The following is a 25,834-nucleotide window of genomic DNA, read 5'->3' as shown; positions in this document are numbered from 1 at the left end:
GGTGACCGCCCTACCGGGCCGGACGCTTTTTCACAGCCGCTGGGGAGAGCCCTGTGTGCGGACTGTGGAAAACCCAACAGGACCCTTGCTGGAGGCGGCCCGGCGCCCACTGCACAAAAAAGCGGCAATCGCCGCAGTGTTTTTCACAACCCTTGGGGAGAGGCTTGTGCGCCAGCTGTGGATAGCCGGCGCAAGTTGCTGATCTGTCAGCCAAAGCTTCATCCTGCCCGTTTTTTAGGCAGCCGCACTCACCTCGCCCGCCCAGTCTTCTTCAAAAGCCTCGCGTCTTGCCTGAGGCGTCAGATGCTGCGAGGCCAGCAGCAACAGTTTGGCCACGGCGGCCTCGGGGGTCATGTCCCGCCCGCAGAGGGCCCCGGCAGCGGCCAGGGGCTGGCTGATGGCATAGGCGCCGAACTGCGCCGCGCCGCGGACCACTTGCGTGAGGTTGACCACCAGCGTGCCGCGCGCGGTGGCACGACGGACCCCTTCGAGCAGGGCCGCGTCCGCCGGAGCGTTGCCGTTGCCGTAGCTCATCAGCACGGCCCCGTCGAGCGGTGTCTGCCCGAGGGTGTGACCGATCAGCTGGCTACTTATCCCCGGGGTGAGGAAGAAGGCTGCCACCCGGTCGGAGGACAGCCGGGTTGGCCGAAGCCCCTTGCCCGGCTGACGCCAGCGTGATCGGTACCAGCGTGGCGTGATGCCAAACTCGGCCAAGGGCGGTGCGTTGGGGCTACTAAAGCCAGCAAAGCTTTCGGCATCAAGCTTGCGTGCCCGGCAGCCACGCAGCAGCTGCCGGTCGAACGCCACCACCACCTCGGCCAGATCGGGCTGGCTTGCGGCCAGCAGGGCATCGCTCAGGTTGGCCCAACCATCACTGCGTGCCTCCCCCAGCGGCAGCTGGGCGCCGGTAACCACCACAGGCTTGTCCAGTCCGGCCAAGGAGAAGGCCAGCACGCTTGCGGTATAGGCCAAGGTATCGGTACCGTGGATGACCACGAAGCCGTCATAGCGCGGCCACGCCTCGGCCAGATCATCGATCAGGCGGTTCCAGTGCGCCACGGTGATGGCCGAAGAGTCGATCAGATCGGGATACTCGACCACCTCCACCGTGCGTCCGGGTTCGGCCAGCCGCTCCATCAGCTGCGGCAACAGGCCGGGGGCAGGGGCCAGCCCGGCCGGGGTAGCCTCCATGCCGATGGTGCCGCCGGTATAAAGGGCTAGAATGCGGGCCATGAACTTTCCTCCGAATCGTGCGCAAGCAGGGTGTAAATGGTGGGCATGGTAAAGAAAAACTGCGCGCTTCGGTATGGCCGCCCCGGCGCACGGTTTTTGCAGGTAGTGCCTGCATCCGCGCCCCCAACATCCGCAACATACCGCACGTAGCCTTTCGGCCAACCTGCGACCGCTCAACGAGGCCCCATGCAAGAACCCGCTCCTTTCCCTCCTCTGACCCGCATGCAGGCGGAAACCGCCTCGCTCGTGTTCGCACTGTTCGCGCTGTTCGTGGTGCTGCACTTCGGCCTGGTGCCGGCGGTGCTGGCCGGGCTGATCACCTTCAACATCATCTATCTTCTGGCACGCATCCCCGCCGGCGGACTGCACAGCACCTGGGGCAAGCTACTGGTGGTGGGCGCCATCTCCCTCCTGGTGCTGGGGCTGATCGTCGGGCTCTGGCTGCTGGTGGGCGGCGTATTCCGCAGCGAGGCCGGGCTATCGGTGCTGTTCGAGAAGATGGCCCAGATCATCGAGCAGGCCAGCGACAGCCTGCCAACCTGGGTCACGGCCAGCCTGCCCAACAGCGCCGAGGACATCCGTGCCTGGTTCGTGCACTGGCTACGCACCCATTCGGTGGAGATGCAGCGGGCCGGCCGGGAAACCGGTGCGCTGATGATGCATCTGATGTGGGGCGTGATCCTGGGCATCATGGTGGCCTTCCGCGAGGTGATCGAGGAGAACAGCCGCCGACCGCTGGCGCAGGCCCTGCTCGACCGTGCCGCCCGCTTCAACGCTGCCTTCCGCAACGTGGTGTTTGCGCAGGTGAAGATTTCTGCCCTGAACACCCTCTTCACCGCCCTGTACCTCGCGCTGGTCCTGCCCGGCCTGGGGGTCCACCTGCCGTTTACCAAGACGATGATCGTGCTCACCTTTCTCCTGGGCCTGCTGCCGGTGCTGGGCAACCTGATGTCGAACGTGGTCATCATCACCGTCAGCTTCTCGCACTCGCTGCAGGCGGCCCTGGGCTCGTTTGCCTTCTTGGTGATCATCCACAAGTTCGAGTACGTGCTGAATGCGCGCATCATCGGTGCCCGCATCAATGCCCAAGCCTGGGAGCTGATGGTGGCAATGCTGGCCGCCGAGGCGGTATTCGGTCTGCCCGGCGTGGCAGCTGCCCCGATCGTGTACGCCTACCTCAAGGCCGAACTGGAAGCGCGCCAGCTGGTTTGAGCGCGCTTCCAGCCGACGCCGCCCTTGCCAAGGGCGGCGAAACCGGCTAAATTTGCGCCCTCGATGCATCGGTACGCGGGTGTAGTTCAATGGTAGAACGGCAGCTTCCCAAGCTGCATACGAGGGTTCGATTCCCTTCACCCGCTCCAGTCTTCCGCTTCTCCTTTCGTAAGCTTCCTCCTGCAGAATAACGGCGCTTTCAAGTCGGGCATGCCGGTTGTCAAAGACGGACACCGCTCCTAGAATAGGCACCGCTTAAAACGACCCCGAGGGCGTCGACCGGGGGCCAGCGATCCGGCAGAGATCGCCCGCAAGTGGTTTGGCCTCGCTGAACCCGCACACCCGCCCCTCCCATTCCGAGACTGCGCCAAAAGCGCTTCCTGCCGCGTGGGGCTCATCATTATGAAATGGAATTCAGGCCGACTGTGGCTGCGCATTGCGGTCTACAGCCTGGTCAGCGTCATCGGCCTTGGCATCATCGCCCAGGCTCTGATCATCTGGCAGTTCAACGAAGAAAGTGTACGCCGCACCCTGGCGGGCGCACTCGCCCAGTCGGGTCGACGCATCGAGGTGTCCGGCCGCATCAGCCCGCACCTGCTGCCGGCGCCGGGGCTGGACCTGGAGCAGGTAACGGTCACCGGCACCGACGGCCGTACGCCTTTCGCGCGCGCCGCCCGCGTGGAGGCCGATCTGGCCTGGTGGCCGCTGCTGTTCGGCACACGCGAGGTAAAGGCGGTATCGCTCACTGGCTTTGAAGTGGAGGTGGTGCGGCGCTTTGACGGCCGACTTTCGGTGGCAGACCTCTTCCAGCGCCGCAGCAACGACCGCTTCCAAGTGAAGCTGGACACCCTGCGACTGCGCGACGGCCAGATCCGCTACAACGACCTGCGCAGCAATACCGTGCGCACCCTGCAGAGCCTGAGCCTCGACGCCACCCACCTGCGCGACGAAGCCCAACTATCCGCCGGTGCGGTGATCGACGTGCGCGACCGTCCGGTGCGCCTGTCGGTCCAGACGCCGCTGACCATTCAGGATGACCAGATTACCCTCTCCGCTCTGGACGCCCTGGCACTGAGCGACATTCCAGGCGCCGGACAGAGCCGCATTGCAGCCAAGGGGCTTTACCGGTTGAACCTCGCCACCTTCAAGGCACGCGGGGAGAAGCTGTCCTTCGAGGTGAGCACCGAGAAACCCGCCAGCACCCTGACGCTGACGCTGCCGGAAATGAATGCCAGCATCGACCGGGTGGAGATTCCGCACGGCCAGCTCAACGGCACCCTTGACTACGCCCGCAGCCAGTACAAGCTGCATGCCCAACTGGACAGCCTGACCCTGACGGAGGCCGGCCTGACCACCAGTCAGCTTGGCGGACAGCTGGCCTGGAGCGCAGGCAAGCTGCAGGTCAACGTGGGCCTCTCGGGTGGGCTGGCACTGACCGGGCTGAACCGGATTCGTGTGCAGCCTCTGGTGCTCAATGCCCAGGTCAGCACGCCACTGCTGCCGCGCGGGCAGCTTTTGGGCCGACTGGAAGGCCTGCTTGAAGGCAGCCTGGACGAGGCGCGGTTGGACCTGAATGCCAGCGGACAACTCGATGGCGCACCGATCACGGTACAGCTGACTCAGTTCGGCTTTGCCCGGCCCAGCCACGAGGCCAACATCGCGCTCTCGCGGTTGGACCTGAACCGTTACCTGCCCGAAGCGCCCGCCAGCCGCGTGGCCATCTTCCAGGATAAGCGTCCCCTGCCGCTGGAATGGATGGACTTCCTGGACCTGAACGCCAAGCTGGCCATCGGCGAACTGGCGGTGGGGCGCTTCCGCATGAATGACGTGAATGCCGATCTCAAGGCCACGCCCTACCGTCTGGACGTTAACCAGCTGTCCGCCACGATCTATGAAGGGCGACTGGAAGGCACCGCGCGCCTGCTGCGCGAGGACACACCGCGCCTTGAGGTCAACCAGACCCTGACGGGGATGAACATCCAGCCGCTGCTGGTGGACCTGTTCAACTTTACCCGCCTGGAAGGCAAGGGCAACGGACGCATCAACCTGCAGGCCGAGGGCCCCCGCTTCATCGACCTGCGCGACAGTCTGACGGGCAACGTCGCCATGAGCCTGAACCGCGGGGCGCTGACAGGCATTGATCTTGTGAACGCGCTCAAGAACCTGCCTGGCGAAATGCGCGAGTGGAACAGCCCGGCGCAGGCCGGACAGAAAACCACCTTCTCCACCCTGGCCGCCGACTTCCGTCTGGAGAGTGGCGTGGCTCGCAACCAGGACCTGACCCTGGCGTCACAGCTCGTCAATGTTAGCGGCGGCGGCAAGGCCGATCTCCGGCAGGGCATCATCGACTACACCCTTGATGTGCGCGCCAACCCGCGCGAATTCACCAAGCTGCGCGGCATCAACGTGCCGCTGAAGATCACCGGCCCGATCGATGCGCCGGTGTATGCGCTCGACTTCAACAGCCTGGTCAAGGGCAAGAAGACCGAGAGCGAGAAGCAGGAAGTGCTGCGCCAGGAGCTGAAGCGCCAGATGACCACCATCCTGCCAACCCCCTGAGGTTGGCCGAAGGTTGGCCGAAGGTTGGCCGAAGGTTGGCCGAAGGTTGGCCGAAGCCATGACGCCGCCCCCAGCCTGGGGGCCGTCATGGCTTCGGGCCCGACGTCTAGCCCTGCAGGACGCGTGCTTCGGCCAAAGCCAGCTGCTCGGGGGTACCCAGCAACACCAGAACGTCCCCTTCTGCCAACTCCAGCGCCTCGTCCACATCGTGGCGGCGAATGTTCTGCCGCCGCAGCGCCTTGATCTCCACGCCCAGCCTGGTCAGCTCCAGCGCCCCCAGCGGCTGGCCGATCGCCGCTGCGCCCTGACACACCAGCACGCTCAGGAGACGGGGCACGCTGCTCTCGTCCAGGCTCTCGTCCCCACTACCGCGGAAGAAGCCACGGAAGAGATCGTAACGCTCCTCCCGCACGGCCCTGATGCGCCGCAGGATGCGGTTGAGCGGCACCCCCACCACCATCAGCGCTTGGGAAGCCAGCATCAGGCTACCCTCCATCAGTTCGGCCACCACTTCCTCGGCGCCGGCCTGACGCAGCGTCTCGATGTCGCTGTCGTCCACTGTCCGGACAATGACCGGCAGACCAGGCCGTGCCGCATGCACCACATCCAGAATACGTAGCGCCGCATGGGTATCGGCAAAGGTGATAACCACCGCCTTGGCCCGCATCAGCCCTGCCGCCACCAAGACCTCGCGCTTGCCGGCATCCCCGAACACTACCGGGTCCCCTGCCTCGCCGGCCTCGCCCACGCGTTCCGGGTCCATGTCCAGCGCGAAAAAGGGGATCGACTCGGCCTCGAGCAGGCGGGCCAGCGCCTGACCGCTGCGCCCGTAGCCACAGATCAGCACATGGTCCGACTTGGACATCGACTCCACCATCATCTGGTGCAGGTCCAGCGCCTGCATCATCCAGTCCTGCTTGATCAGGCGCCGGGTGATGGCTTCGCCATGGAGGATGAGAAAGGGCGCCACCAGCATCGACAGCAGAATAGCCGCGATCGCGGCCTGCTCGGTCCCGCGGTCCAATAACCCCAGGTTGCCCGACAGCGCCAGAAGCACGAAGCCGAACTCGCCGCCCTGCGCCAGGGCCAAGGCCCCGCGCATGGCTACATTGGGCTTGTGCCCCATCAGGCGTGCGATGCCGAACACCAGCGCCAGCTTCACCGGCACCAGCAGCGCCCCCATCAGCAGCACTTCGCCCAGCCGCTCGCCCAGTACCGACAGGTCCAGCCGCATGCCCACCGTGATGAAGAAGAAGCCCAGAAGGATGTCGCGGAAGGGCTTGATGTCCTCCTCTACCTGATAGCGATACTCGGTTTCCGAAATCAGCATGCCGGCCACGAAGGCACCCAGCGCCAGCGACAGGCCGGAGAGCTCGGTCAGATAGGCCACGCCCAGCGTCACCAGAAGTACATTGATCATGAAGAGTTCGCCCGAACGCTGGCGGGCCACCAGGTGGAACCACGGCCGCATCAGACGTTGGCCGAAGAAGAGCAGCAACGTCATCACCAGCACGATCTTGAGCAGCGCCAGCCCCAGATCGGCCCAGAGCGAGGAGGTGTCACCGGCAAACGCCGGCAGCAGGATCAGCAGCGGCACCACGGCCAGATCCTGAAAGAGCAGCACGCCGATGGCCAGCTGACCATGCGGCTGTGGCAGTTCCAGGCGTTCGGTCAGCAGCTTGCTCACGATCGCGGTGGACGACATCGCCAAGGCTCCGGCCACCGCCAGGCCCGTCAGCGGCTGCCCCGTCAGCCCGACGACCAACCCGGCCACCAGCAGCATCGTCACCACCACCTGCGCCAGCCCCACGCCAAACACCAGATGCCGCATCGCCCGCAGCTTGGGCAGCGAGAACTCCAGCCCGATGGAGAACATCAGGAACACGATGCCGATCTCACCCAGAAAGCGGGTATCGGCCCCGTCGGGAACCAGCTTCATCATGGCCGGTCCGGCGATGAAGCCCACCACCAGATAGCCGAGCATCGGTGGCACCTTCAGGCTGCGGCAGAGTGTGACCACCAGCACGGCAGCCAGAAGAACAAGGACGACAGGAGCAAGCGAATGCATCGGAGGTACGGTCTTTCTCGGGTTCGGGGCGACGCGCCGGGCCGCCAAGCAAAAGCTACACCAGCTTTTCCGGGCTGATTATAACCTTGATATACTTTTGCCCATGGACAACACCTCTTCCCGCCGTCTCGCGCTGGCGCGCGACGTGCTCAAGACCGAAGCCGACGCCATCATGGCACTGGCCGACCGCCTGGACGACGCCTTCGACCGGGCAGTTTCGCTGATGCTCGACTGCCCCGGGCGGGTAGTGATCACCGGCATGGGCAAGTCCGGCCACATCGGTCGCAAGATTGCCGCCACACTGGCCAGCACGGGTACCCCGGCCTTCTTCATGCACCCGGCCGAGGCCGCCCACGGCGACCTGGGTATGCTGACCGAACGCGACGTGGTGGTGGCCCTTTCCAATTCGGGCGAGAGCGACGAGATCATCGCCTTGCTGCCCGCCATCCGGCGCAAGGGCGTGCGCATCATCGCCGTCACCGGGCGCAGCCAGTCGACGCTGGCGCGCGAGGCGGACGTACACCTTGATGCGCGCGTCGAGCGTGAGGCCTGCCCGCTGGGCCTGGCCCCAACGGCCAGCACCACTGCCGCGCTGGCGCTCGGGGACGCGCTCGCTGTCACGCTGCTCAACGACCGCGACTTCCGCGAGGAGGACTTCGCCCTCTCCCACCCCGGCGGCAGCCTGGGGCGGCGCCTGCTGGTGCACGTGCGCGACCTGATGCACAGCGGCGATGCGCTACCGGTAGTTAGGACCGGCACGCTGCTCAAGGATGCGCTTCTGGAAATGTCGCGCAAGGGTTTGGGCATGACTGCGGTGGTGGACGGTTCGGCCAACCTTGCCGGCATTTTCACCGATGGCGACCTGCGCCGCACGCTGGACATCTCACTCGACCTCTCCGGCGTCAGCATCGACAGTGTGATGAACCGCCAGCCGCGCACGATCACCGAGAACAAACTGGCTGCCGAGGCGGTCAAGCAAATGGAAGCGCTAAAGATCAACGGTCTTCTGGTGCTAAACGATGCCGGCCGGCTGGTCGGCGCCCTCAATATGCACGACCTGCTGCGCGCAGGCGTGGTGTAAGGAACCCCATGCAGAGAGTGCACGCCCTTGCCCGCCCCGTCCGGCTGCTGATCATGGATGTGGACGGCGTACTCACCGACGGCCGCATCTTCTTCACCGCTGAGGGCGAGGAGCTCAAGGCCTTCAACACACTGGACGGGCACGGCCTGAAGATGCTGCAGTCCACCGGCGTGAAGCTGGCCATCATCACAGGCCGCAGCGCCCGCTGCGTCGAGCATCGGGCACGTAACCTTGGCATCGACTACTACTATCACGGCATCTCCGACAAGGTCGCGGCCTTCCAGACCCTGCTGGAGGAAACCGGCCTGTCGCCCGAGGCCTGTGCCTACATCGGCGACGATGTGGTCGACCTGCCGGTAATGCGCCGTTGCGGTCTCGCCGTTGCCGTACCCGATGCGCCCGCCTTCGTCCGCCAGCATGCGCACTACGTTACCGGCTGTGCCGGTGGTCAGGGCGCGGTGCGCGAGCTGACGGAGCTGATCATGCAGGCCCAGGGCAGCTATGAGGGCCTGATGGAGCGGTATCTGGCATGAGCGTCCGTCCGCAACGCCTGTTTCCGCTGGTGCTGGTGGTCCTGATGGGACTGACCACGTTCTGGCTCGACCAGATCTCCCGCTGGATCCCCAGCGGTTTTAGGCTGGACCCGGCCAAGCCCGAGTACGTCGCCGAGAAGTTCACCGCCACCCGTTTCAACGAGAACGGTATGCTGCGCGACCGCATCAGTGCCCAGCGCATGTGGCAGTACCCGGAAAAGCCCGACATGTACTTCCAGCGCCCGCACCTGCAGGTGTTCCAGGAAGGACGTATGCAGTACGACGTCACCGGCGAGACCGGCCGCTACCACTCCAAGAACCGCCAGGCCTGGTTCGACGATCGGGTGGTGTTCTACAAGCCGCAGGACGAGAAGCCCGAAACCCGCGTGCTGACCTCACGGCTGGAGGTAAACACCGCCACCCGCATCACCCGCACCGCTGCCCCGGTGGAAATTCATTATGGCAACTCGGTGGCTCACGCCACCGGACTCTATTACGACCAGCAGGCCGGCCTGCTGAAACTCCTCTCCCAAGTGAAGGTGGTCTATGAAAAATAAGCTCGCCGTCCTCGGCCTTCTTGTCGCGGCCGTCAGTGTGCCCGCCCTGGCCGAAAAGGCCGACCGGGACAAGCCGATCGAGATCAGCGCCGACAACGGCACCCTCGACCAGGCCAAGGGCGTCACCGTCTGGGAAGGCAACGTCATCGTCACCCAAGGCACCCTCAAGATTTCGGCCGACCGCGTGGTGGTGACGCGCGACCCCCAAGGCAACCAGACGCTGCAGGCCACCGGCAAGCGCGTCAACTTCCGTCAGAAAACCGACAACAAGGATGAGTGGATCGAAGGCCAGGGCAGTCGCCTCGACTACAACAGCGTCAGCCATCAGGCGGTGCTGACCGGTGCTGCACGCATCAAGCGGGGCGAAGATCTGGTCGCCGGCGAAGTGATCAACTACAACACCGAGACCGAGATGTACCAGGTCAACGGTGGTGCGCCAGGTACCGCAGGCAAGGGCCGGGTCACCGTGATCCTGCAGCCGAAGTCCAGTGACGGGCAGAAGAAGCCATGACGCAGAGCGTGCTCACGGTCGAACACCTGAAGAAGACCTTCGGCAAGCGCACGGTGGTCAAAGACGTCACCCTCTCGATCAAGAGCGGAGAGGTCGTCGGCCTCCTGGGGCCCAACGGTGCTGGCAAGACCACCAGCTTCTACATGATTGTGGGGCTGGTGGCCGCCGATGGCGGCACCATCCGCCTGGACGACCAGACGATCACCGCACTGCCTATCCACCGGAGGGCCCGTCTGGGGCTGGGCTACCTGCCACAGGAAGCCTCCATCTTCCGCAAAATGACGGTAGACGAGAATATCCGCGCGGTCCTGGAACTGGGCGGTCTCAAGGGCGAGGCGCTGGAGAAGGAGCTGGAGCTGCTGCTCGACGATCTGAACATCTGCCACTTGCGCGACACCAATGCCCTCGCCCTCTCCGGTGGCGAGCGCCGGCGGGTGGAGATCGCCCGGGTGCTGGCGACGCGCCCGCACTTCATCCTGCTGGACGAACCCTTCGCAGGCGTGGACCCGATCGCCGTGATCGACATCCAGAAAATCATTGCCTTCCTGCGCGAACGCGGCATCGGCGTACTCATCACCGACCACAACGTGCGCGAGACCCTGCGTATCTGCGACCGGGCCTACATCATCAACGAAGGCTCGGTCCTGGCCTCCGGCGACCCGGAGACCCTGGTGCAGAACGAGAAGGTGCGCCAGGTGTATCTTGGCGAGCACTTCCACCTGTAAGCGTCCATGAAGCAGTCCCTGCAACTGAAGGTCAGCCAGCAGCTGACGCTGACCCCGCAGCTGCAGCAGTCGATCCGGCTGCTGCAGCTGTCCACGCTCGACCTCTTTTCGGAAGTGGAGCGCTTCCTGCAGGACAACCCGTTGCTGGAACGGCAGGACGACGGGCCGACCGAGCAGGGCACGGACGTGGCGGCTTCGACCGAGGCCGAGGCGCCTGCTGGCGACACCAGCCGTGAAGACGGCGACAGCGGTGACTCGCTCGCCGGCGAGCTGGCGGATTGGGGCCACGGCAGCCGCAGGCGTGACGACGGTGACGACGAATACGACCCGCTGCTGTCGGTGGCGATGCCGGTAACGCTGCGCGACCATCTGCTGGCCCAACTGCGCGAGGTGGCGCTCTGCCCGCGCGATGCTGCCGTGGTGCAGCTCCTGGTGGAAGAACTGGATGATGCTGGTTACTTGCCGGTGAGCCTGGAAGAGCTTTCGGCCAACCTGCCCGCCGAGCTCGAGCTGGAAGCCGACGAACTCGCCGTGGGGCTGGCCCTGCTGCAGCAGTTCGACCCCGCCGGCGTAGGCGCCCGCACGCTCTCCGAAGCGCTGCGGCTGCAACTGCAGCGTCTGCCCGAGCACGTTCCTGGACGCGCCTTGGCCCTGCGGCTCGTCACCGAGGCGCTGGACCTGCTCGGCAACCGTGACTTCACCCGCATCAAGCGCCATTTCGGCGTGGATGACGACGCCCTCAAGACCGCGCAGAAGCTGGTGGCTTCCCTCAACCCCAGGCCGGCAGCCGGATACGGCGCCGACGACACCCATTACGTGATTCCGGATGTGGTGGTGCGCAAGCGCAAGGGCCGCTGGCAGGCCGACCTCAACAGCCAGGCCCTGCCGCGCCTGCGGGTCAACCAGATGTATGCCGCCATGCTGTCGCGCGAACGGCAGGCTACGGGGGGCGAGATGTCCGCCCGGCTGCAGGAGGCCCGCTGGCTGGTGAAGAACATCCAGCAGCGGTTTGACACTATCCTGAAAGTGGCCGAAGCTATCGTGGACCGCCAGCAGGCCTTCTTCGACAAGGGCGAAGTGGCCATGCGCCCCCTGATCCTGCGCGACATCGCGGACGAACTCGGCCTGCACGAATCCACCATCTCACGCGTCACCACGCAGAAGTACCTGCTCTGCCCGCGCGGCCTGTTCGAACTCAAGTACTTTTTCGGCAGCGCGGTAGAAACCGACAGTGGCGGTGAATGTTCTGCGACTTCGATCAAGGCGCAGATTCGCCAGCTGATCGAGAATGAGGATTCGAAGCGTCCGCTTTCGGATGGTGCGCTGGCCGACCTCCTTGGCAAACAGGGCATACAGGTTGCAAGGCGTACCGTGGCGAAGTATCGTGAAGCCATGCAGATTCCGCCGGTGAGTCTGCGAAAAGTTCTTTAAGCCCTCTCCACAAAGATTTTTACCGCCGGTGCCCCGCGCGCCGGCAACAACAAAGAAGGAGTTAAGGTATGAACCTCCAAGTTACCGGTCTCCACCTCGACGTGACCCCTGCCCTGCGCGAATACGTCGAAACCAAGCTCGAGCGCATCACCCGCCATGTGGATCATGTCATCGACGTGGCCGTGATCCTCTCGGTCGACAAGCTGGTACAGAAAGCCGAGGTCAACCTGCACCTCGCCGGCAAGGATATCCATGTCGAGGCCACCGAGAACGACATGTATGCCGCGATTGATGCCCTGTTCGACAAGCTCGACCGCCAAGTGCTGAAACACAAGGAAAAGACCTCGGACCACCGCGGAGCCCAGCCGGCCACCGTTGACCCGGCCACTGCTGGCGAAGAATGACCCTTCCTGACATCAGGAACACGACGGGAACCTGCGGGTTCCCGTTTTTGTTGGCCCTGCACCTTTTGGGACGGACGCCTCCGACGTAGAATGGGCGGGTTTTGAAACCGCGCATCCGACTATGAGCCTGATCGGCAAGATTCTGACCCGGGACCACGTCCTGCTCGACCTGGACGTGGCCAGCAAGAAACGTGTCTTCGAGCAGGTGGGCCTGCTCATCGAGAACACGCGGGGTATTGCCCGTAGCGAAGTGTTCGACTGCCTGTTTGCACGCGAGAAGCTGGGTTCCACCGGGCTGGGCCAGGGCATCGCCATCCCGCATGGCCGTGCGCGGGGCCTGAAGGAAGCCTGTGGCGCCTTCATCCGGCTGCGGCAGCCCATTCCTTTTGACGCGCCCGACGGCAAACCGGTGCAGCTTCTCTTCGTGCTTCTGGTGCCCGAGCAGGCCACCGACCTTCACCTGCAGGTGCTCTCTGAACTGGCCCAACTCTTTTCCAGCCGGGCGCTACGCGAGCAGCTGTTGGCCGTCGCCGGTGCTGAAGAAGCCTATGCCCTCCTGACCGGATGGTCTGCCCATGCCTAGCGTTACCGTACGCAAGCTCTACCAGGACAACTGCCAGAAGCTCGACCTGACATGGGTGGCCGGCAGCGAGGGTGCCGACACTCACATCCGCAACGACGACCAGCGCCCTACGCTGGCGCTGGTGGGCCACCTCAACTTCATCCACCCCAACCGCGTTCAGGTGCTGGGGTTGGCCGAAGTGGACTACCTGAACCGGCTGGAGCAGTCGGCCGCACGGACTGCGCTGGACCAGTTGTTCCACCGCTCGATGTCGGTGGTGATGGTGGCCAACAACCAACCGGTGCCCAAGCTGCTGCTGGACTACTGCCAGCGCCATCATGTGCCCCTGTTGAGCACGCCGCTGGAAAGCCCTTACCTGATGGATGTGCTGCGCATCTATCTGGCTCGCGCGCTGGCGGTGTCCACCGTGCTGCACGGTGTGTTCCTGGACGTGCTCGAAGTGGGCGTGCTCATCATGGGTGACTCCGCAATGGGCAAGAGTGAGCTGGCGCTGGAACTGATCTCGCGCGGCCACGGCCTGGTGGCGGACGACGCGGTAGAGCTCTACCGCATCGGGCCGGAAACCCTGGAAGGCCGGTGCCCGCCCCTGTTGCGCGACTTTCTGGAAGTGCGCGGTCTGGGCATCCTCAATATCCGTACCATCTTCGGCGAGACTGCTGTCCGTCCCAAGAAGGTGCTCAAGCTCATCATCCACCTTGTCAAGGCCAACGACCAAGCGATGCAGGCCCTGGACCGGCTGAACATCCAGTCCGAGACGCAGGACATCCTGGGCGTGACCGTGCGCAAAGTGGTACTACCGGTTGCGGCCGGCCGCAACCTTGCGGTACTGGTGGAAGCCGCCGTACGCAATTACATCCTGCAACTGCGCGGCATCGACAGCACACGTGAGTTCATCGAACGTCATACCAACTTCCTGCGGGAACAGGAAAATGCGCCTGATCCTGATTAGTGGCCTGTCCGGCTCAGGCAAATCGGTGGCCCTGCGCGCCTTGGAGGACGCCGGTTACTACTGCGTGGACAACCTACCGGCTACGCTATTGCACGAAACTGTCGGACTGTACGGCCAGTACGGTTATGACCGCATCGCTGTCAGCGTGGACGTGCGTTCCGGTCCCTCGCTCGGCGCACTGCCGGTAGAGATGAAGAAGCTCCGGGACGCGGGGTTTGACGTACGGCTGCTGTTTCTGGAAGCCAAGACCGCTACGCTGGTCAAGCGCTTCTCCGAGACGCGCCGGCGTCATCCGCTGTCCGGGCAGGGACTGACGGTCGAAGAATGCATCCGCGAAGAACAGGAACTGCTGGCCCCCATCCATGACCTCGGCACCCGCATCGACACCAGCGACCTCTCCGCCAGCATGTTGCGCACTTGGATCCGCGACCTGACCGATGCCGACATGAACAAGCTAACGCTGGTGTTCGAATCATTCGGCTTCAAGCACGGCGTACCGCTGGATGCGGATTTCATGTTCGATGCCCGCTGCCTGCCCAACCCCTACTACGAGCCCGAGCTGCGCCCGTTGACCGGCCGGGACGAACCGATCGCAGCGTATTTCCGCAAGGCGCCGATCGTGGAAGCGATGATCGACGATATCTATCAGCTGGTGGCCAAGTGGTTGCCTGCCTTCGGCCGCGACAACCGCGCTTACCTTACTGTGGCCATCGGCTGTACCGGCGGACAACACCGGTCGGTCTACATTGCCGAGACACTGGCCAACCGCTTCGGCCGCGACCAGGTGCTGTTGCGCCACCGGGAGCTGGCCCGCGCCGGATGAGCCGTCCGCTGCTGCGGCCGGGAGACGGCCTGATCATTCTCCTAGCCACCGGACTGACCCTATGGCTGAGCATCGCATTGTGGCAGGGCGGGTCGGCACGTACCGTCCGCATCCTCTCCGGCGGCCGGCTTTTCCTCGAAACCAGCCTGTTGCACGACCGCACCGTGACTGTGCCCGGACCGCTGGGCAGCACGCGCGTGGAGATCCGTGCTGGGCGGGTGCGGGTTGCATCGGACCCGGGCCCACGCCAGTACTGTGTACGGCAGGGCTGGCTGACCCGCGCGGGGGACACCGCGCTCTGCCTACCCAATGCCGTACGGGTGGAACTGGGTGGCAGTGCAGCCTATGACAGTCTCAGCTTCTGACCGCATAGGCCTGCAACCGGGTCTTGAGGACCATGCGCTGGCCCGCATGGCTGCAATAGCCCTGGTGCTGGCGATGGTGGAAACCGCACTGCCCTCTCCCCTGCCTGGTGTGAAACCGGGCTTGGGCAACATCATCACGCTGGTGGCGCTAGAACGGCTGGGCTGGAAGGGCGCCGCGTGGGTCAGCCTGCTGCGCGTGCTGGGTGCCGCGCTGCTTGTGGGCAGCCTGTTCACCCCTGGCTTCTTCCTGTCGCTTGCCGGGGCCGCTACCAGCCTGGCAGGGCTGGCATTGATGCGTCCGTTGCCGGCCACCTGGGTCGGCCCGGTGGGCCAGAGCGTGGTTGCGGCGTTCTTCCATCTGGCCGGGCAGCTGGTGGTGGCACGGCTGTGGCTGGTGCCCTCCGACGGGCTGTATTATTTCGTACCCCTGCTTGCCATCAGCGCGCTCCTGACCGGTATCGTCAATGGCTTGGTGGCAGTCAAACTCATGGACAGACTTCAATGGCTCCCCCCTCCACAGTCACCGTCGCCCTGACCGGGGCCTCCGGCCTGCCGTACGGCCTGCGCCTGATTGAATGCCTGCTTTCGGCCAACGTGCGCGTCTGGGTGCTGTACTCGCAGGCGGCCCAAGTGGTGGCCCGGCAGGAGATGGGGCTGTCGCTGCCCTCGCGGCCAGCGGAGGTGGAGGCTTGGCTATCAGAGCGGCATGACGTGCAGCCGGGGCAGCTGCGGGTTTTCGGGCGCGAGGAATGGTTTGCCCCGGTGGCCTCGGGCTCCAACCCGGCCGATGCGATGGTGGTCTGCCCCTGCTCGATGGGCACGCTCGCAGCAATCGCCTGCGGCATGAGTGACAACCTGATCGAACGGGCGGCAGATGTCACGCTCAAGGAGCAGCGCAAGCTGGTACTGGTGCCACGTGAGACACCGCTGTCCGCAATCCACCTCGAGAACATGCTGAAACTGGCACGGCTGGGTGTAGTGATCCTCCCCCCCGTTCCCGGCTTCTACACGCATCCCCAGACGGTGGGGGACATGGTGGACTTCGTCGTCGCCCGCATCCTTGACCAGATCGGAGTGGACCACGCGCTGCTGCCGCGCTGGGGAGAGGCTGCCACAGGCGGAGCCCGAGATGACGCATGAGCCCATCTATTCGCCGGCCGACCTGCGCCGGCTGGAACAACAGGCCGAGGCTGCGGGCTGCGGGCTGATGCAGCAGGCGGCGGAAGCCACGGTGGCATGGATTCGCAACCGCTTTTCACCCGGAGCGGCCATTCGGGTGGTGGCCGGGCCCGGCAACAACGGCGGCGATGCGCTGTGGGCGGCCGTACGCTTGGCCGAAGCCGGCTACCGGCCACAGGTGGTGTGCCCACGGCCTTCCGAAGCGCCCACCCCACAGGCCGCCCTGTCGCGGCTGTTGGCCATGGGCCTGCCGGTATGGCCGATGTGGCCGGATGCACTGCCGGCCCCGGCGCTGGTGGTGGACGGCCTATTCGGCATTGGCCTGGCCCGCCCGCTTGCCGAGCCTTGGAGCACGCTCGTGCGCGCCATCAATGCTGCTCCCGCCCCGGTGCTTGCACTGGATGTCCCCTCGGGGATCGATGCCTGGACAGGTCGACGCTCGGGCAGCAGTGTCGTGCGTGCGCATGCCACGCTGACCTTCCTGTGCGCGAAGCCCGGGCTGCACACCAGCGACGGGGCCGACCTTGCCGGAGAGGTCGACGTGGCCCGGCTGCAGGTACCGGCCTCATTGCTTCCCTCCGCCGAAGGCGCACTCATCGACACCCCGCAGGACGCTCTGCCCCTGCGCCCCCGTAACAGCCACAAGGGGCGCTTCGGCAGCGTACTGGTCATCGGGGCGGCCCCGGGCATGGCTGGCGCCGGATTGCTGGCAGGCACTACAGCGCTTGCATGCGGTGCCGGCAAGGTCTGGTTGCTGACCCTGGACCCAACCCTGACGGTCTCTCCCATCCAACCCGAGCTGATGATCCGTCCCTTGAACGACAGCCGTACCCTGCTGGACGAGGCCGCCGTCTGTGCCGCAGGCCCCGGATTGGGGACCTCGGTCGATGCGGCAAGCGTCGTGGCGGCGGCGGTGGATCGCCCGGGCCCCTTGGTGCTGGATGCGGATGCGCTCAACCTGCTTGCCGCCATCCCCTCCTTGGCCGAAGCCCTGGCACAGCGCGCTTTGCCCGCCGTGCTGACCCCGCATCCGGCCGAGGCGGCTCGCCTCTTGGGCTGCACGACAGCAGCCGTTCAGCACGATCGCGTGGCTGCCGCCCGCACGCTCGCAGCCCGCTACCATGCTTTGGTCGTCCTCAAGGGAGCGGGCAGCCTGATCATGCGCCCGGACGGGTTCTACCATGTCTGCCCCGTCGGCAGCCCCGCACTCGCCAGTGCCGGTCAGGGCGACGTGCTCACCGGTGTTATTGCAGCGCTGCTCGCCCAAGGGCTCAGCCCTTTCGATGCCGCCTCGCTGGCGGTGTGGCTGCATGCCATGGCGGGCCGCCGTCACGAGGATCTGCAAGGTCCGGTGGGTCTGCGCGCCGGCCTCATGGGCGACCGTGTGGCCGAGGAAATGAACCGCCTGTACCGTCAGCGTGCAGCCAGCCAGCCGGTGATGCCGCCCCCACTGCGCCAGTGGCGGGCCGACTGGCCAGAGTTTTGAGGCCGAGGCTACAATCGGTGCTCTATTTCGGAGCATCGCCTTGCAACAACAGAAAAAAGCCTACCTTTTCGGACTGTCTGCCGTGCTGGCCTGGTCGACTGTCGCCACCGCCTTCAAGATCAGCCTCGCCTATCTCACCCCCGCCCAGCTGGTCCTTTATGCCAGCGCAGCCTCGCTGATGTCCTTGCTTCTGATCCTGGCGGTGCAGGGCCGCCTGGGCGAACTGCCCGCCGCCTTCGCAGCACACTGGCGCCGGTCGCTGCTGCTGGGCGCGGTCAACCCGTTCATCTATTATCTGGTCCTGTTCCAAGCCTATTCGCTCCTGCCCGCTCAAGAGGCCCAAGCCATCAATTACACCTGGGCGCTGACGATGACACTGCTGGCCGTCCCCCTGCTCAAGCAGCCGCTGCGGGGGCAGGATGCGCTAGCCGCACTGGTGTGTTACTTGGGCGTGCTGATCATAGGTACCCGTGGTGCGCCCTTCTCGCTGAACTTCTCCAACCTTACCGGCGTACTCTTCGCCCTAGGATCTACCCTGCTCTGGGCCGGCTACTGGATCTTCAATGCCCGTGACACGAGGGAGCCAGTGATCGGACTGACGCTCAACTTCGCACTCGCCCTGCCGCTGGTACTGGTCTGGTGCGCACTTACCGGTGAGCTCAGGCCGGTGGATCTACGGGGACTGGCCGGAGCGGCCTATGTCGGGGCGCTGGAGATGGGCTTCACTTTTGTGCTCTGGCTAAGCGCAATGAAGCTCACCCAAAGCACCGCCCGCATCGCCAACCTGATTTTCCTTTCGCCTGTCCTGTCGCTGGTTTTCATCGCCACCTTCGTGGGCGAGCCGATCCTGAGGTCGACCCTTGTCGGGCTCGCCTTCATCCTGGGCGGACTCCTCCTGCAGAAGCTGCCCCAGAAGACAGCCGCCACCTGTTGATTTGCCGTGCGGGGCTGGCGGCCGGCGCGGCGTTTGCCTAGGATGTAAGAAGTTTCATTCCGCAAGCGCCGATGAACAGCCTATACCGCTCGCTTACTGTCCTGCTGCTCGTGCTGTGCAATCTGGTGCTGGTGCCCATGGCCTGGCTGACTTATGAGTGCACCCAGAACGAGAGCCAGGCGCTCTACACCGCCAATCGTGCTGCCTTGAAGGCCCGGTTGACGCGTACCCTGCCGCCGGTGGTCTGGCAGCTGGATGAACGGCTGATCGTGGAAAACCTTGATGCCGAACTCTCAACCCCAGGAGTGCTGGCGATCGAGCTCGTAGGTGATGCCGGACTGCGGCTCGGGCGGGTGCGCGACGGCGAAGCCATCCGTGACCTCGCTCCCAGCGAGCGGCCGGGTGCCGATGAGGTCCTGACCCTTCCCATCATCTACCAAGGCGGAGAGCCTCTCGCACAAGCCTGGGTCTACCTCAGCCATCAGGGGTTGGCCGAAGCCGATCAGGCCCGCCTGGGCTGGCTGGCTGTCGCCGTTATCCTGACCAATCTGCTCCTGCTCGGCGCGCTCGCCTGGCTGTGGCAGCGGGTGACGGAGCGACCGCTCATCCGCCTCAGACAGGTGCTGGATGCCTTGGCGCAGCCCGGCGCCCCCCTCCCCGACTGGCAGCCTCACCGCGAAGAGCTGCTCCCGCTGGCCGAGAGCTGCCGCAGAATCAGCGAGCGGCTCGCTGCCAGCGACAACCGCTGCCAGGCTGCGGAGGCCGCACTCGATACCGCGCGCCGACAGGCCGAGGACAGCCGGCGCAGCTGGCGTGCCGCGCGCCAGCTGGTGGTACGCAGCGAAAAGCCAGCAGCGATCGGGCGACTGGCGGCGGGTGTCGCCAGTGCCATCCATTCTGCGGCGGGGTCCTCACTCGACCTCAGTACCCAACTGCACGCCGCTACCCATGAGCTGTACGAAACGCTCCCGGATACCGGCGACAGCGGCCCACTGGCCCGTTATTGCCGCGATGCCGAAGGCTGCAGCCTTGCCCTGCTCGAACATACCCGGCAGATCTCCGCCCTGGTGGGCAGCCTGCGACAGATCGCCCTCGACCAGGAACACAATCCGCGCCGCGATTTCCAGCTCAAGGATTACCTGAACGACCTGCTGACGTGCCTGCGGGCAGGCTACAGTCCGCTGCCGGCGGAGCTGAAGCTGGACTGTCCGGCCGACCTTGTCCTCAACAGCTACCCCGGCACCTTTGCCCAAGTCATCATCCAGCTGGTCAGCAATGCCTTGGAACATGCCTTCACTCACCATGCACGCTACGGCGAGGTGGTGATCCGCGGGACACGACAGGATGGCGATGCGGTACGTCTGGTCATTCAAGACAACGGGGCCGGCCTGCCGGAACACGCCCGGCAGTGGTTCGAGACCAGCTGCCCCACGCCCGAGGAAGATACTCAGGGCGCCGTCGGGCCGGGACTGCTGATCGTGTGCATGCTGGTGCGGCAGGAATTGGGCGGGGATATCCACATGGAAAGCCAGCCGGGCCACGGCACTACCTACACGCTCACCTTGCCGACGCTGGCACCGCAGCGTCGCCGTGGGACCGAAGACGCATGAAAAACGGAGCCCGAAGGCTCCGTTGTCCGTGACGTCAGGCTGCTTTGCGGCAGCGAAGAGACGGCATCAAGCGCCCAAGGCCGCCAGCACCTCGTCCCGCACCTTGTCTACCGACTGCGTGCCGTCGATCTTGACGTATTTGGGTGCCGAGGCATCACCACTTTCGGCCATCTTGCGGTAGAAGCCTACCAGCACTTCGGTCTGCTCGTGGTATACGGCCAGACGCTTGAGCACGGTTTCTTCCTTGTCGTCGTCGCGCTGAATCAGCGGTTCGCCGGTCACGTCGTCCACACCTTCCGCCTTGGGCGGGTTGAAGCGGACGTGGTAGGTACGGCCCGAGGCAACGTGTACGCGGCGGCCCGACATGCGGTCAACGATCAGCATATCGGGCACGTCGATTTCCACCACGTAGTCAATGTTCACGCCGGCGTCACGCATGGCTTCGGCCTGCGGGATGGTGCGCGGGAAACCGTCGAACAGAAAGCCGTTGGCGCAGTCCGGCTCGGCAATGCGCTCCTTGACCAGGCCGATGATGATGTCATCACGCACCAGACCGCCCTCGTCCATGATCTTCTTGGCTTCCAGTCCGAGCGGTGTGCCCGCCTTGACTGCCGCCCGCAGCATGTCGCCGGTGGAAATCTGCGGAATGCCGAATTTTTCCCGGATGTAGTTGGCCTGCGTGCCCTTGCCTGCGCCGGGTGCACCCAGAAGAATCAGTCTCATGCGAAAACTCCCGTTGTAGTATCTGTTGTCTGTTGGTTACGTCCAGCCGGGACTCAGGGTGCGCCGGCAGCCACCAGCGCCCGCACCCGTTCCAGATCGGCAAGCGTGTCCACACCGGCCGGGGGCGCTTCATCGAGCACCACCACGTCGATGCCGTGGCCATGCCACAGCACCCGCAGCTGCTCCAGCGCTTCGAAGGTTTCCAGCGGGGCTGGCGTCAGTGTGGTGTAGGTGGCAAGAAAGCCTGCCTTGTAGGCATAAAGGCCAATGTGCCTCAGGGCCGGTAGGCCGGCAGGCAACGCGTCTGTCTGGTGTGCAAACGCATCCCGGGCAAAAGGGATGGGTGCCCGGCTGAAATATAGCGCCCGGCCCGCCGCATCCGTCACCACCTTGACCACGTTGGGGTTGAAGAAGTCGGTGGTGTCCTTGATTGGATGGGCCAGGGTAGAAACGGGGGCAGCGCTGGCAGCTGCATGAGAAGCCAGGCGGTCGATGGCAGCAGGATCGATCAGGGGCTCGTCGCCCTGCACATTGACGACCACGGTTCCGGCCTTAAGCCCGAGCAGTGCTGCCACTTCCGCCAGACGGTCGGTACCGCTGGCGTGGTCGATGCGGGTCATGAGCGCTTCCACCCCGTGTTCCGCACAGGCATCGGCAATAGAGACGTGGTCGGTGGCCACTACCACACGCGCGGCCCTGCTTCGGGCAGCCTGCCTGGCCACTCGCACCACCATCGGCAGCCCGCCGATGTCGGCCAGCGGCTTGTTGGGCAGACGGCTGGACGCCAAACGGGCAGGAATGACGACCACGAACCCTGTCATTTCACCTCTTCCTCGGGGGCCAGCTCACGGGCCTCGCTCTCCAGCATCAGCGGAATGCCATCCCGGATGGGATAGGCGAGGCGGTCGCCGGGGCACACCAACTCTTGCCGGGCTTTGTCCAGTTTGAGCGGGCCCTTGCACAGCGGGCAGACGAGAATGTCGAGGAATTTAGCGTCCATGGTCTCTTTTCAAGCGCTTCAGTATCCAGTCAGCCAGATCGGGTGAAAATTCCGCCCGCACAGGCAGCTGCCATAGTCTAGCACGATTGACGCACTGCAACTTGACCGCGTCCTTGGTGGTGACAATGACGGCACCGGCCTCGGCCGGGATGTCCGCCTCACTGTAGGGATGGTGGTCGGGAAACGCCAGCGTGCGCGACAGTTCCAGCCCCTGCTGGCGCAGCGTGTCGAAGAAGCGTTCGGGGTGGCCGATGCCGGCCAGAGCCACCACCCTCTGCCCTGCAAAGTCGGCGGGTGTAGCCTGTCGGCCAGGCTGGGCCAGGCTTTCCAGCGCACCGGCCATGAGGCGCATCCGGAACTGAGGCAGGGCCTGAGGCAGTGCCAGCGGGGCGCAGGTGGCCACGCCCGTACCCTCGTTGAGGACGACAGCGTCCACCGTACGCAAGCGGCTGACAGGTTCGCGCAAGGGGCCGGCGGGCAGCAGATGGCCGTTGCCGGCCCCGCGCGCCGCATCGAGTACGACGATTTCCAAGGTGCGGCCCAACCGATAGTGCTGCAACCCGTCGTCAGCAAGGATGAGTGCGGTGTCCGGGTATATTTCCAGCAGATGGCGTGCGGCCGCGACGCGGTCGCGCCCGACCACTACCGGGGCGCCGGTGGCAGCCAGCAGCAAGGGCTCGTCCCCAACCACGGCAGGATCGCTGTCCGTCGTCACCCGTGTTGGGGTAGCGTGGCTGCCCCCGTAGCCGCGGCTGACCAGCCCCACCGCCACGCCGCGTGCGCGAAGCTGGCGCAGCAGCCCCTCAACCACCGGCGTCTTGCCCACTCCACCGACGTTGATGTTGCCGATCACCACCACCGGCACTGGCAGCCTGACCGTCTTCAGCCAGCCGGTCCGGTAAAGCAAACGCCGCGTCAGACTGGCCAGAGCAAAAAGCCCTTCCAGCGGAGCCAGAAGGGCTGTCAGCCAAGGGCGCGGCCGATACCAGTGTTCGGTCAGCGCCTTCACGGAGTGTCGACCCGGGTGGCAAAGGTCAGCTGCGTGAGGCCGGCCTCGCGGGCAGCCTCCATCACCCTCACCACCGCTTCGTGTGTGGCGCGCGCATCGGCATGCACCACCACCACCGGGTCCTTGAGCTTGGCCGAAGCCGTACGCAGCGCAGCCACGAGGGCCGGGCCGGACACCACGGCCGAGGCGCCCTGCACGCGCACGCTGTTGTCGGCCGCCACAGCCACCGCGATCTCACGGCTCTCCGCAGGAGACTGCTCCGCTGAGGCGGCACCAGGCAGGTTGATCTGGAGTTCGGCAAACTGCGAGTAGGTGGTGGTCACCATCAGGAAGATGAGGATGACCAGAAGAAGATCGATCAACGGGATGAAGTTGATTTCCGGTTCTTCCCGCTGCCGCTGGCGTCGGAAGTTCATGCCCGGCCCGCCTCGTTGCTGCGTTCGCCGTGCACCACCTCCACCAGCCGGATGGCTTGGGCTTCCATGTCCACCAGCAGGGCATCCACCCGGGCACGGAAGTGGCGGTAGAACATCATGCTGGGAATGGCCACCACCAGACCGAAGGCGGTGTTGTAGAGCGCGACGGAAATGCCATGCGCCAGCTGGCGTGGGTCGGTCCCGGCAGGACCCTGCGACCCGAAAATGGCGATCATGCCCACCACTGTGCCCAGCAGTCCCAGCAGAGGCGCCATGGCGGCAATCGTCCCCAGCGTTGTCAGATATTTTTCCAGCTCGTGCGCCACCACCCGCCCCTCGTCCTCAAGCGACTCCTTCATGACCTCGCGGGATCGGCCCACCTGGCGCAAGCCGGCGGCAAACAGCCGGCCAAGTGGCGAATGGGCCGCCAGCCGCTGCAGCATGTCGCCGCTTGCGCCGCCGTTGCGGTATTCCTGCACCGTCTGCGCCAAAAGACCGGGCGGGGCCACGGCAGCGGTACGCAGGCTGTAGAGCCGCTCCAGAATGATGGCCAGCGCCACCACCGACGCGGTAATGATGGTCCAGATCGGCCAGCCGGCCGCTTCAATGATGGCCCACACGAGTCATTCTCCCGCCACGATGAAAACGCTAAACTTTAGCCGTTCGCCCCCCTGATCGGCAACTCTTGCCGGCCGGTGCAGGCACACCATATGCACTGTTACCAACCGGTTTCAACAAACCTCTCTAAACCGTGATTTTTTAAAGAAATTTTCCGGACATCCACAAAACCTGTGGATAACTTTGTGGATTAGCCGGTGATAATGCCTGCCGAAGGCCGCCAGTCAAGGCTTGCTGCTGGTTTGCCCGGAAAATGGGCTTTTATATTAACTCTTTGAAAAATAAAGGTTTTAGAAGAATGCTATTGAAATCTTGTGTGCCTTTGCACAGCCCAGCATCCGCGCTGGGGTCCAATTTTTCCTGCTGTGGATGACTTGACAACAATGCTTTTTGCTGACCCCGCTCATGATGTGCTCAGCGTCTCCGAACTCAACCGCCTGGCACGGCAGCTGCTCGAGGAAGGGGTTCCGCCCGCCTGGATCAGCGGCGAGATATCCAACCTCACCCTGGCCGCTTCAGGCCATGCCTACTTTTCGCTGAAGGATGCCTCGGCCCAGCTCCGATGCGTAATGTTTCGCAACCGGGTAGCCGCGCTGGGGCTGAAGTTGCGCGAAGGCTTGCAGGTGGAGTTGAAGGGGCAAGTGACGCTCTACGAGGCGCGCGGCGATTTCCAGATCAATGTGGAGACGCTGCGAACCGCGGGCCTGGGCCGGCTCTTCGAGGCCTTCGAGCGTCTGAAGGCGCGCCTGGCCGCCGAAGGGCTGTTCGCCACAGAGCGCAAGCGGCCCCTGCCGGCCCATCCGCGGGCCATCGGCATCGTCACCTCGCCCGCAGCCGCGGCGCTGCGCGATGTGGTGACCACACTGCGCCGCCGGATGCCATCGATTCCCGTCGTGCTCTACCCTGCCCCGGTCCAGGGCGATGGGGCAGCCGCAAGGTTGGCCGAAGCGGTGGCCGCCGCCAATCGCCGCAATGAGGTGGATGTGCTCATCGTCTGCCGTGGCGGGGGCAGCATTGAGGACCTGTGGGCTTTCAACGAGGAGGTGCTGGCGCGGGCGGTGGCAGCCAGCCGCCTGCCGGTTATCAGCGGCGTCGGCCATGAAACCGACTTCACCATCTGCGATTTCGTGGCCGACCAGCGGGCGCCCACCCCGACCGCAGCGGCGGAGCTGGTCTCGCCCAACCGGGAGCAGCTGCTGCTCAATACCGAAATGGGCCGCCGCAGGCTGGAGCGCGCGTGGGCACGCCTGTTCACCGACAAAACGCAGCAGCTTGATTATCTGGCCCGGCGTCTGGTGCATCCGCGCGAAAAGTTACAGCGACAGACGGAGCGCCTGCACAGCCTGGAAGCACGACTGAAGGAACGGCTGACGACCTTGCTGGAGGCCCGACGCTGGGCCGTGGAACGCGCCGCCCACCGACTGGAGCGACAGCGTCCGGACGTGGCCGTGCGCTACGCCGCTCTAGGGCACGCTGCCGATCGCATGGCGCGCGGCGTGCATCAGCTCATCCACCGGCATCAGGGCAAGATCGAGCGCCTCGACGCCACCCTGGCCGCACTGAACCCCGAAGCCGTGCTCAACCGCGGATACGCCATCGTGCAGAAGCGGGACGGCACACCGGTCAAGTCCCCGGCACAGTTGCGTCATGGTGAGGCGGTGACGCTCAGGTTGGCCGAAGGGGACGCGGGCGCACGGATCGATTTGGCCCCCGGGCAGCAGACAGAGCTGCCTTTCTGAGCCTGAAGTGGAGCGTCTCACCGGACCGATGCTTGACAGGGTCGGGGATTTTTTCGACGATGGCTTTCAAACAACCGTTTGATCGA

The 25,834-nt window shown here is 64.9% G+C and carries 27 protein-coding genes and 1 tRNA gene; 20 read left to right on the top strand and 8 right to left on the bottom strand.

The window, feature by feature from the left end:
• Positions 1-234: 234 nt before the first annotated feature.
• Positions 235-1,233: an asparaginase gene (locus EV669_RS00765; RefSeq protein WP_132097630.1), complete on the bottom strand. Its 999-nt coding sequence runs from the start codon at positions 1,231-1,233 to the stop codon at positions 235-237.
• A gap of 186 nt (positions 1,234-1,419) precedes the next feature.
• Here EV669_RS00765 and EV669_RS00760 point away from each other — a divergent pair, with 186 nt between their 5' ends.
• The 3 genes from EV669_RS00760 to EV669_RS00750 all read left to right on the top strand — a co-directional run bounded on the left by EV669_RS00760 (position 1,420) and on the right by EV669_RS00750 (position 5,004).
• Positions 1,420-2,445 carry an AI-2E family transporter gene (locus tag EV669_RS00760; protein ID WP_200906445.1) on the top strand — a complete coding sequence of 342 codons (1,026 nt, stop codon included), beginning with the start codon at positions 1,420-1,422 and terminating at the stop codon, positions 2,443-2,445.
• A 75-nt stretch (positions 2,446-2,520) separates the two neighbouring features.
• Positions 2,521-2,594: transfer RNA gene (locus EV669_RS00755), tRNA-Gly, on the top strand.
• 253 nt (positions 2,595-2,847) lie between these two features.
• On the top strand, positions 2,848-5,004 hold the full coding sequence (locus EV669_RS00750) for an AsmA family protein (RefSeq protein WP_055434183.1): 2,157 nt from the start codon (positions 2,848-2,850) through the stop codon (positions 5,002-5,004).
• Between the two features lie 106 nt (positions 5,005-5,110).
• Here EV669_RS00750 and EV669_RS00745 read toward each other — a convergent pair whose 3' ends face one another.
• A complete protein-coding gene (locus EV669_RS00745; protein ID WP_054285483.1) occupies positions 5,111-7,072 on the bottom strand; it encodes a monovalent cation:proton antiporter family protein in 1,962 nt (653 codons plus the stop codon).
• Positions 7,073-7,175: 103 nt separating this feature from the next.
• On the opposite strand from EV669_RS00745, the gene EV669_RS00740 reads away from it, so the two are divergent.
• The 16 genes from EV669_RS00740 to EV669_RS00665 all read left to right on the top strand — a co-directional run bounded on the left by EV669_RS00740 (position 7,176) and on the right by EV669_RS00665 (position 20,243).
• Positions 7,176-8,153, top strand: a complete 978-nt coding sequence (locus EV669_RS00740) for a KpsF/GutQ family sugar-phosphate isomerase (protein WP_054285482.1) — start codon at positions 7,176-7,178, stop codon at positions 8,151-8,153.
• A gap of 8 nt (positions 8,154-8,161) precedes the next feature.
• Positions 8,162-8,686 carry a 3-deoxy-manno-octulosonate-8-phosphatase KdsC gene (kdsC, locus tag EV669_RS00735; protein WP_132097629.1) on the top strand — a complete coding sequence of 175 codons (525 nt, stop codon included), beginning with the start codon at positions 8,162-8,164 and terminating at the stop codon, positions 8,684-8,686.
• Positions 8,683-9,243: an LPS export ABC transporter periplasmic protein LptC gene (gene lptC, locus EV669_RS00730; protein ID WP_054285480.1), complete on the top strand. Its 561-nt coding sequence runs from the start codon at positions 8,683-8,685 to the stop codon at positions 9,241-9,243. Before kdsC ends, lptC begins: the two co-directional genes overlap by 4 nt.
• Positions 9,233-9,754 (top strand): lipopolysaccharide transport periplasmic protein LptA, encoded by a 522-nt coding sequence (gene lptA, locus EV669_RS00725; RefSeq protein WP_055434184.1) that lies wholly within the window; start codon positions 9,233-9,235, stop codon positions 9,752-9,754. The genes lptC and lptA overlap by 11 nt, the downstream gene beginning before the upstream one ends.
• Positions 9,751-10,479 carry an LPS export ABC transporter ATP-binding protein gene (lptB, locus tag EV669_RS00720; protein WP_054285478.1) on the top strand — a complete coding sequence of 243 codons (729 nt, stop codon included), beginning with the start codon at positions 9,751-9,753 and terminating at the stop codon, positions 10,477-10,479. Before lptA ends, lptB begins: the two co-directional genes overlap by 4 nt.
• Positions 10,480-10,485: 6 nt before the next feature.
• On the top strand, positions 10,486-11,910 hold the full coding sequence (locus EV669_RS00715) for an RNA polymerase factor sigma-54 (protein ID WP_054285477.1): 1,425 nt from the start codon (positions 10,486-10,488) through the stop codon (positions 11,908-11,910).
• Positions 11,911-11,978: 68 nt separating this feature from the next.
• Positions 11,979-12,314 (top strand): ribosome hibernation-promoting factor, HPF/YfiA family, encoded by a 336-nt coding sequence (gene hpf, locus EV669_RS00710; protein WP_054285476.1) that lies wholly within the window; start codon positions 11,979-11,981, stop codon positions 12,312-12,314.
• 121 nt (positions 12,315-12,435) lie between these two features.
• Positions 12,436-12,897, top strand: a complete 462-nt coding sequence (gene ptsN / locus EV669_RS00705) for a PTS IIA-like nitrogen regulatory protein PtsN (RefSeq protein WP_054285475.1) — start codon at positions 12,436-12,438, stop codon at positions 12,895-12,897.
• A complete protein-coding gene (hprK, locus tag EV669_RS00700; protein WP_054285474.1) occupies positions 12,890-13,846 on the top strand; it encodes an HPr(Ser) kinase/phosphatase in 957 nt (318 codons plus the stop codon). The genes ptsN and hprK overlap by 8 nt, the downstream gene beginning before the upstream one ends.
• Positions 13,827-14,669 (top strand): RNase adapter RapZ, encoded by an 843-nt coding sequence (gene rapZ, locus EV669_RS00695; RefSeq protein WP_054285473.1) that lies wholly within the window; start codon positions 13,827-13,829, stop codon positions 14,667-14,669. Before hprK ends, rapZ begins: the two co-directional genes overlap by 20 nt.
• A complete protein-coding gene (locus EV669_RS00690; RefSeq protein WP_054285472.1) occupies positions 14,666-15,034 on the top strand; it encodes a NusG domain II-containing protein in 369 nt (122 codons plus the stop codon). The genes rapZ and EV669_RS00690 overlap by 4 nt, the downstream gene beginning before the upstream one ends.
• Positions 15,035-15,080: 46 nt before the next feature.
• Entirely contained in the window at positions 15,081-15,569 is a 489-nt protein-coding gene (locus EV669_RS00685; RefSeq protein ID WP_318271256.1) for a Gx transporter family protein, read from the top strand.
• Entirely contained in the window at positions 15,536-16,174 is a 639-nt protein-coding gene (locus EV669_RS00680) for a flavin prenyltransferase UbiX (RefSeq protein ID WP_132097627.1), read from the top strand. Before EV669_RS00685 ends, EV669_RS00680 begins: the two co-directional genes overlap by 34 nt.
• Positions 16,164-17,699 (top strand): NAD(P)H-hydrate dehydratase, encoded by a 1,536-nt coding sequence (locus EV669_RS00675; protein ID WP_132097626.1) that lies wholly within the window; start codon positions 16,164-16,166, stop codon positions 17,697-17,699. Before EV669_RS00680 ends, EV669_RS00675 begins: the two co-directional genes overlap by 11 nt.
• 40 nt (positions 17,700-17,739) lie before the next feature.
• A complete protein-coding gene (locus EV669_RS00670; RefSeq protein WP_054285469.1) occupies positions 17,740-18,633 on the top strand; it encodes a DMT family transporter in 894 nt (297 codons plus the stop codon).
• Between the two features lie 71 nt (positions 18,634-18,704).
• Positions 18,705-20,243 (top strand): sensor histidine kinase, encoded by a 1,539-nt coding sequence (locus EV669_RS00665; protein WP_132097625.1) that lies wholly within the window; start codon positions 18,705-18,707, stop codon positions 20,241-20,243.
• Positions 20,244-20,309: 66 nt separating this feature from the next.
• On the opposite strand, the gene adk is transcribed toward EV669_RS00665, so the two are convergent.
• Genes adk through EV669_RS00635 form a run of 6 tightly spaced genes read right to left on the bottom strand, consistent with a single transcriptional unit; the run spans position 20,310 to position 24,011 of the window.
• A complete protein-coding gene (gene adk, locus EV669_RS00660; protein WP_054285467.1) occupies positions 20,310-20,966 on the bottom strand; it encodes an adenylate kinase in 657 nt (218 codons plus the stop codon).
• A gap of 53 nt (positions 20,967-21,019) precedes the next feature.
• Positions 21,020-21,787, bottom strand: coding sequence for a 3-deoxy-manno-octulosonate cytidylyltransferase (kdsB, locus tag EV669_RS00655; protein ID WP_055434190.1), 768 nt, complete (start codon positions 21,785-21,787; stop codon positions 21,020-21,022).
• Positions 21,784-21,966: a Trm112 family protein gene (locus tag EV669_RS00650; RefSeq protein ID WP_054285465.1), complete on the bottom strand. Its 183-nt coding sequence runs from the start codon at positions 21,964-21,966 to the stop codon at positions 21,784-21,786. Before EV669_RS00650 ends, kdsB begins: the two co-directional genes overlap by 4 nt.
• Positions 21,956-22,975, bottom strand: coding sequence for a tetraacyldisaccharide 4'-kinase (gene lpxK / locus EV669_RS00645; protein ID WP_132097624.1), 1,020 nt, complete (start codon positions 22,973-22,975; stop codon positions 21,956-21,958). Before lpxK ends, EV669_RS00650 begins: the two co-directional genes overlap by 11 nt.
• The gene (locus EV669_RS00640; protein ID WP_054285463.1) at positions 22,972-23,391 is read right to left on the bottom strand and encodes an ExbD/TolR family protein; all 420 of its coding nucleotides are present in this window, start codon (positions 23,389-23,391) and stop codon (positions 22,972-22,974) included. Before EV669_RS00640 ends, lpxK begins: the two co-directional genes overlap by 4 nt.
• Positions 23,388-24,011, bottom strand: a complete 624-nt coding sequence (locus EV669_RS00635) for a MotA/TolQ/ExbB proton channel family protein (RefSeq protein ID WP_054285462.1) — start codon at positions 24,009-24,011, stop codon at positions 23,388-23,390. The genes EV669_RS00640 and EV669_RS00635 overlap by 4 nt, the downstream gene beginning before the upstream one ends.
• A 381-nt stretch (positions 24,012-24,392) precedes the next feature.
• Here EV669_RS00635 and xseA point away from each other — a divergent pair, with 381 nt between their 5' ends.
• Complete coding sequence (xseA, locus tag EV669_RS00630; RefSeq protein ID WP_054285461.1) at positions 24,393-25,748, top strand: exodeoxyribonuclease VII large subunit; 1,356 nt, start codon at positions 24,393-24,395, stop codon at positions 25,746-25,748.
• The last annotated feature ends 86 nt before the right edge of the window (positions 25,749-25,834 follow it).

This window comes from Gulbenkiania mobilis, from assembly GCA_004346645.1.
GTDB classification, from domain to species: domain Bacteria; phylum Pseudomonadota; class Gammaproteobacteria; order Burkholderiales; family Chromobacteriaceae; genus Gulbenkiania; species Gulbenkiania mobilis.
Note: the sequence above shows the minus strand (reverse complement) of the source record. Positions and strands in the feature narration are given on the sequence as shown.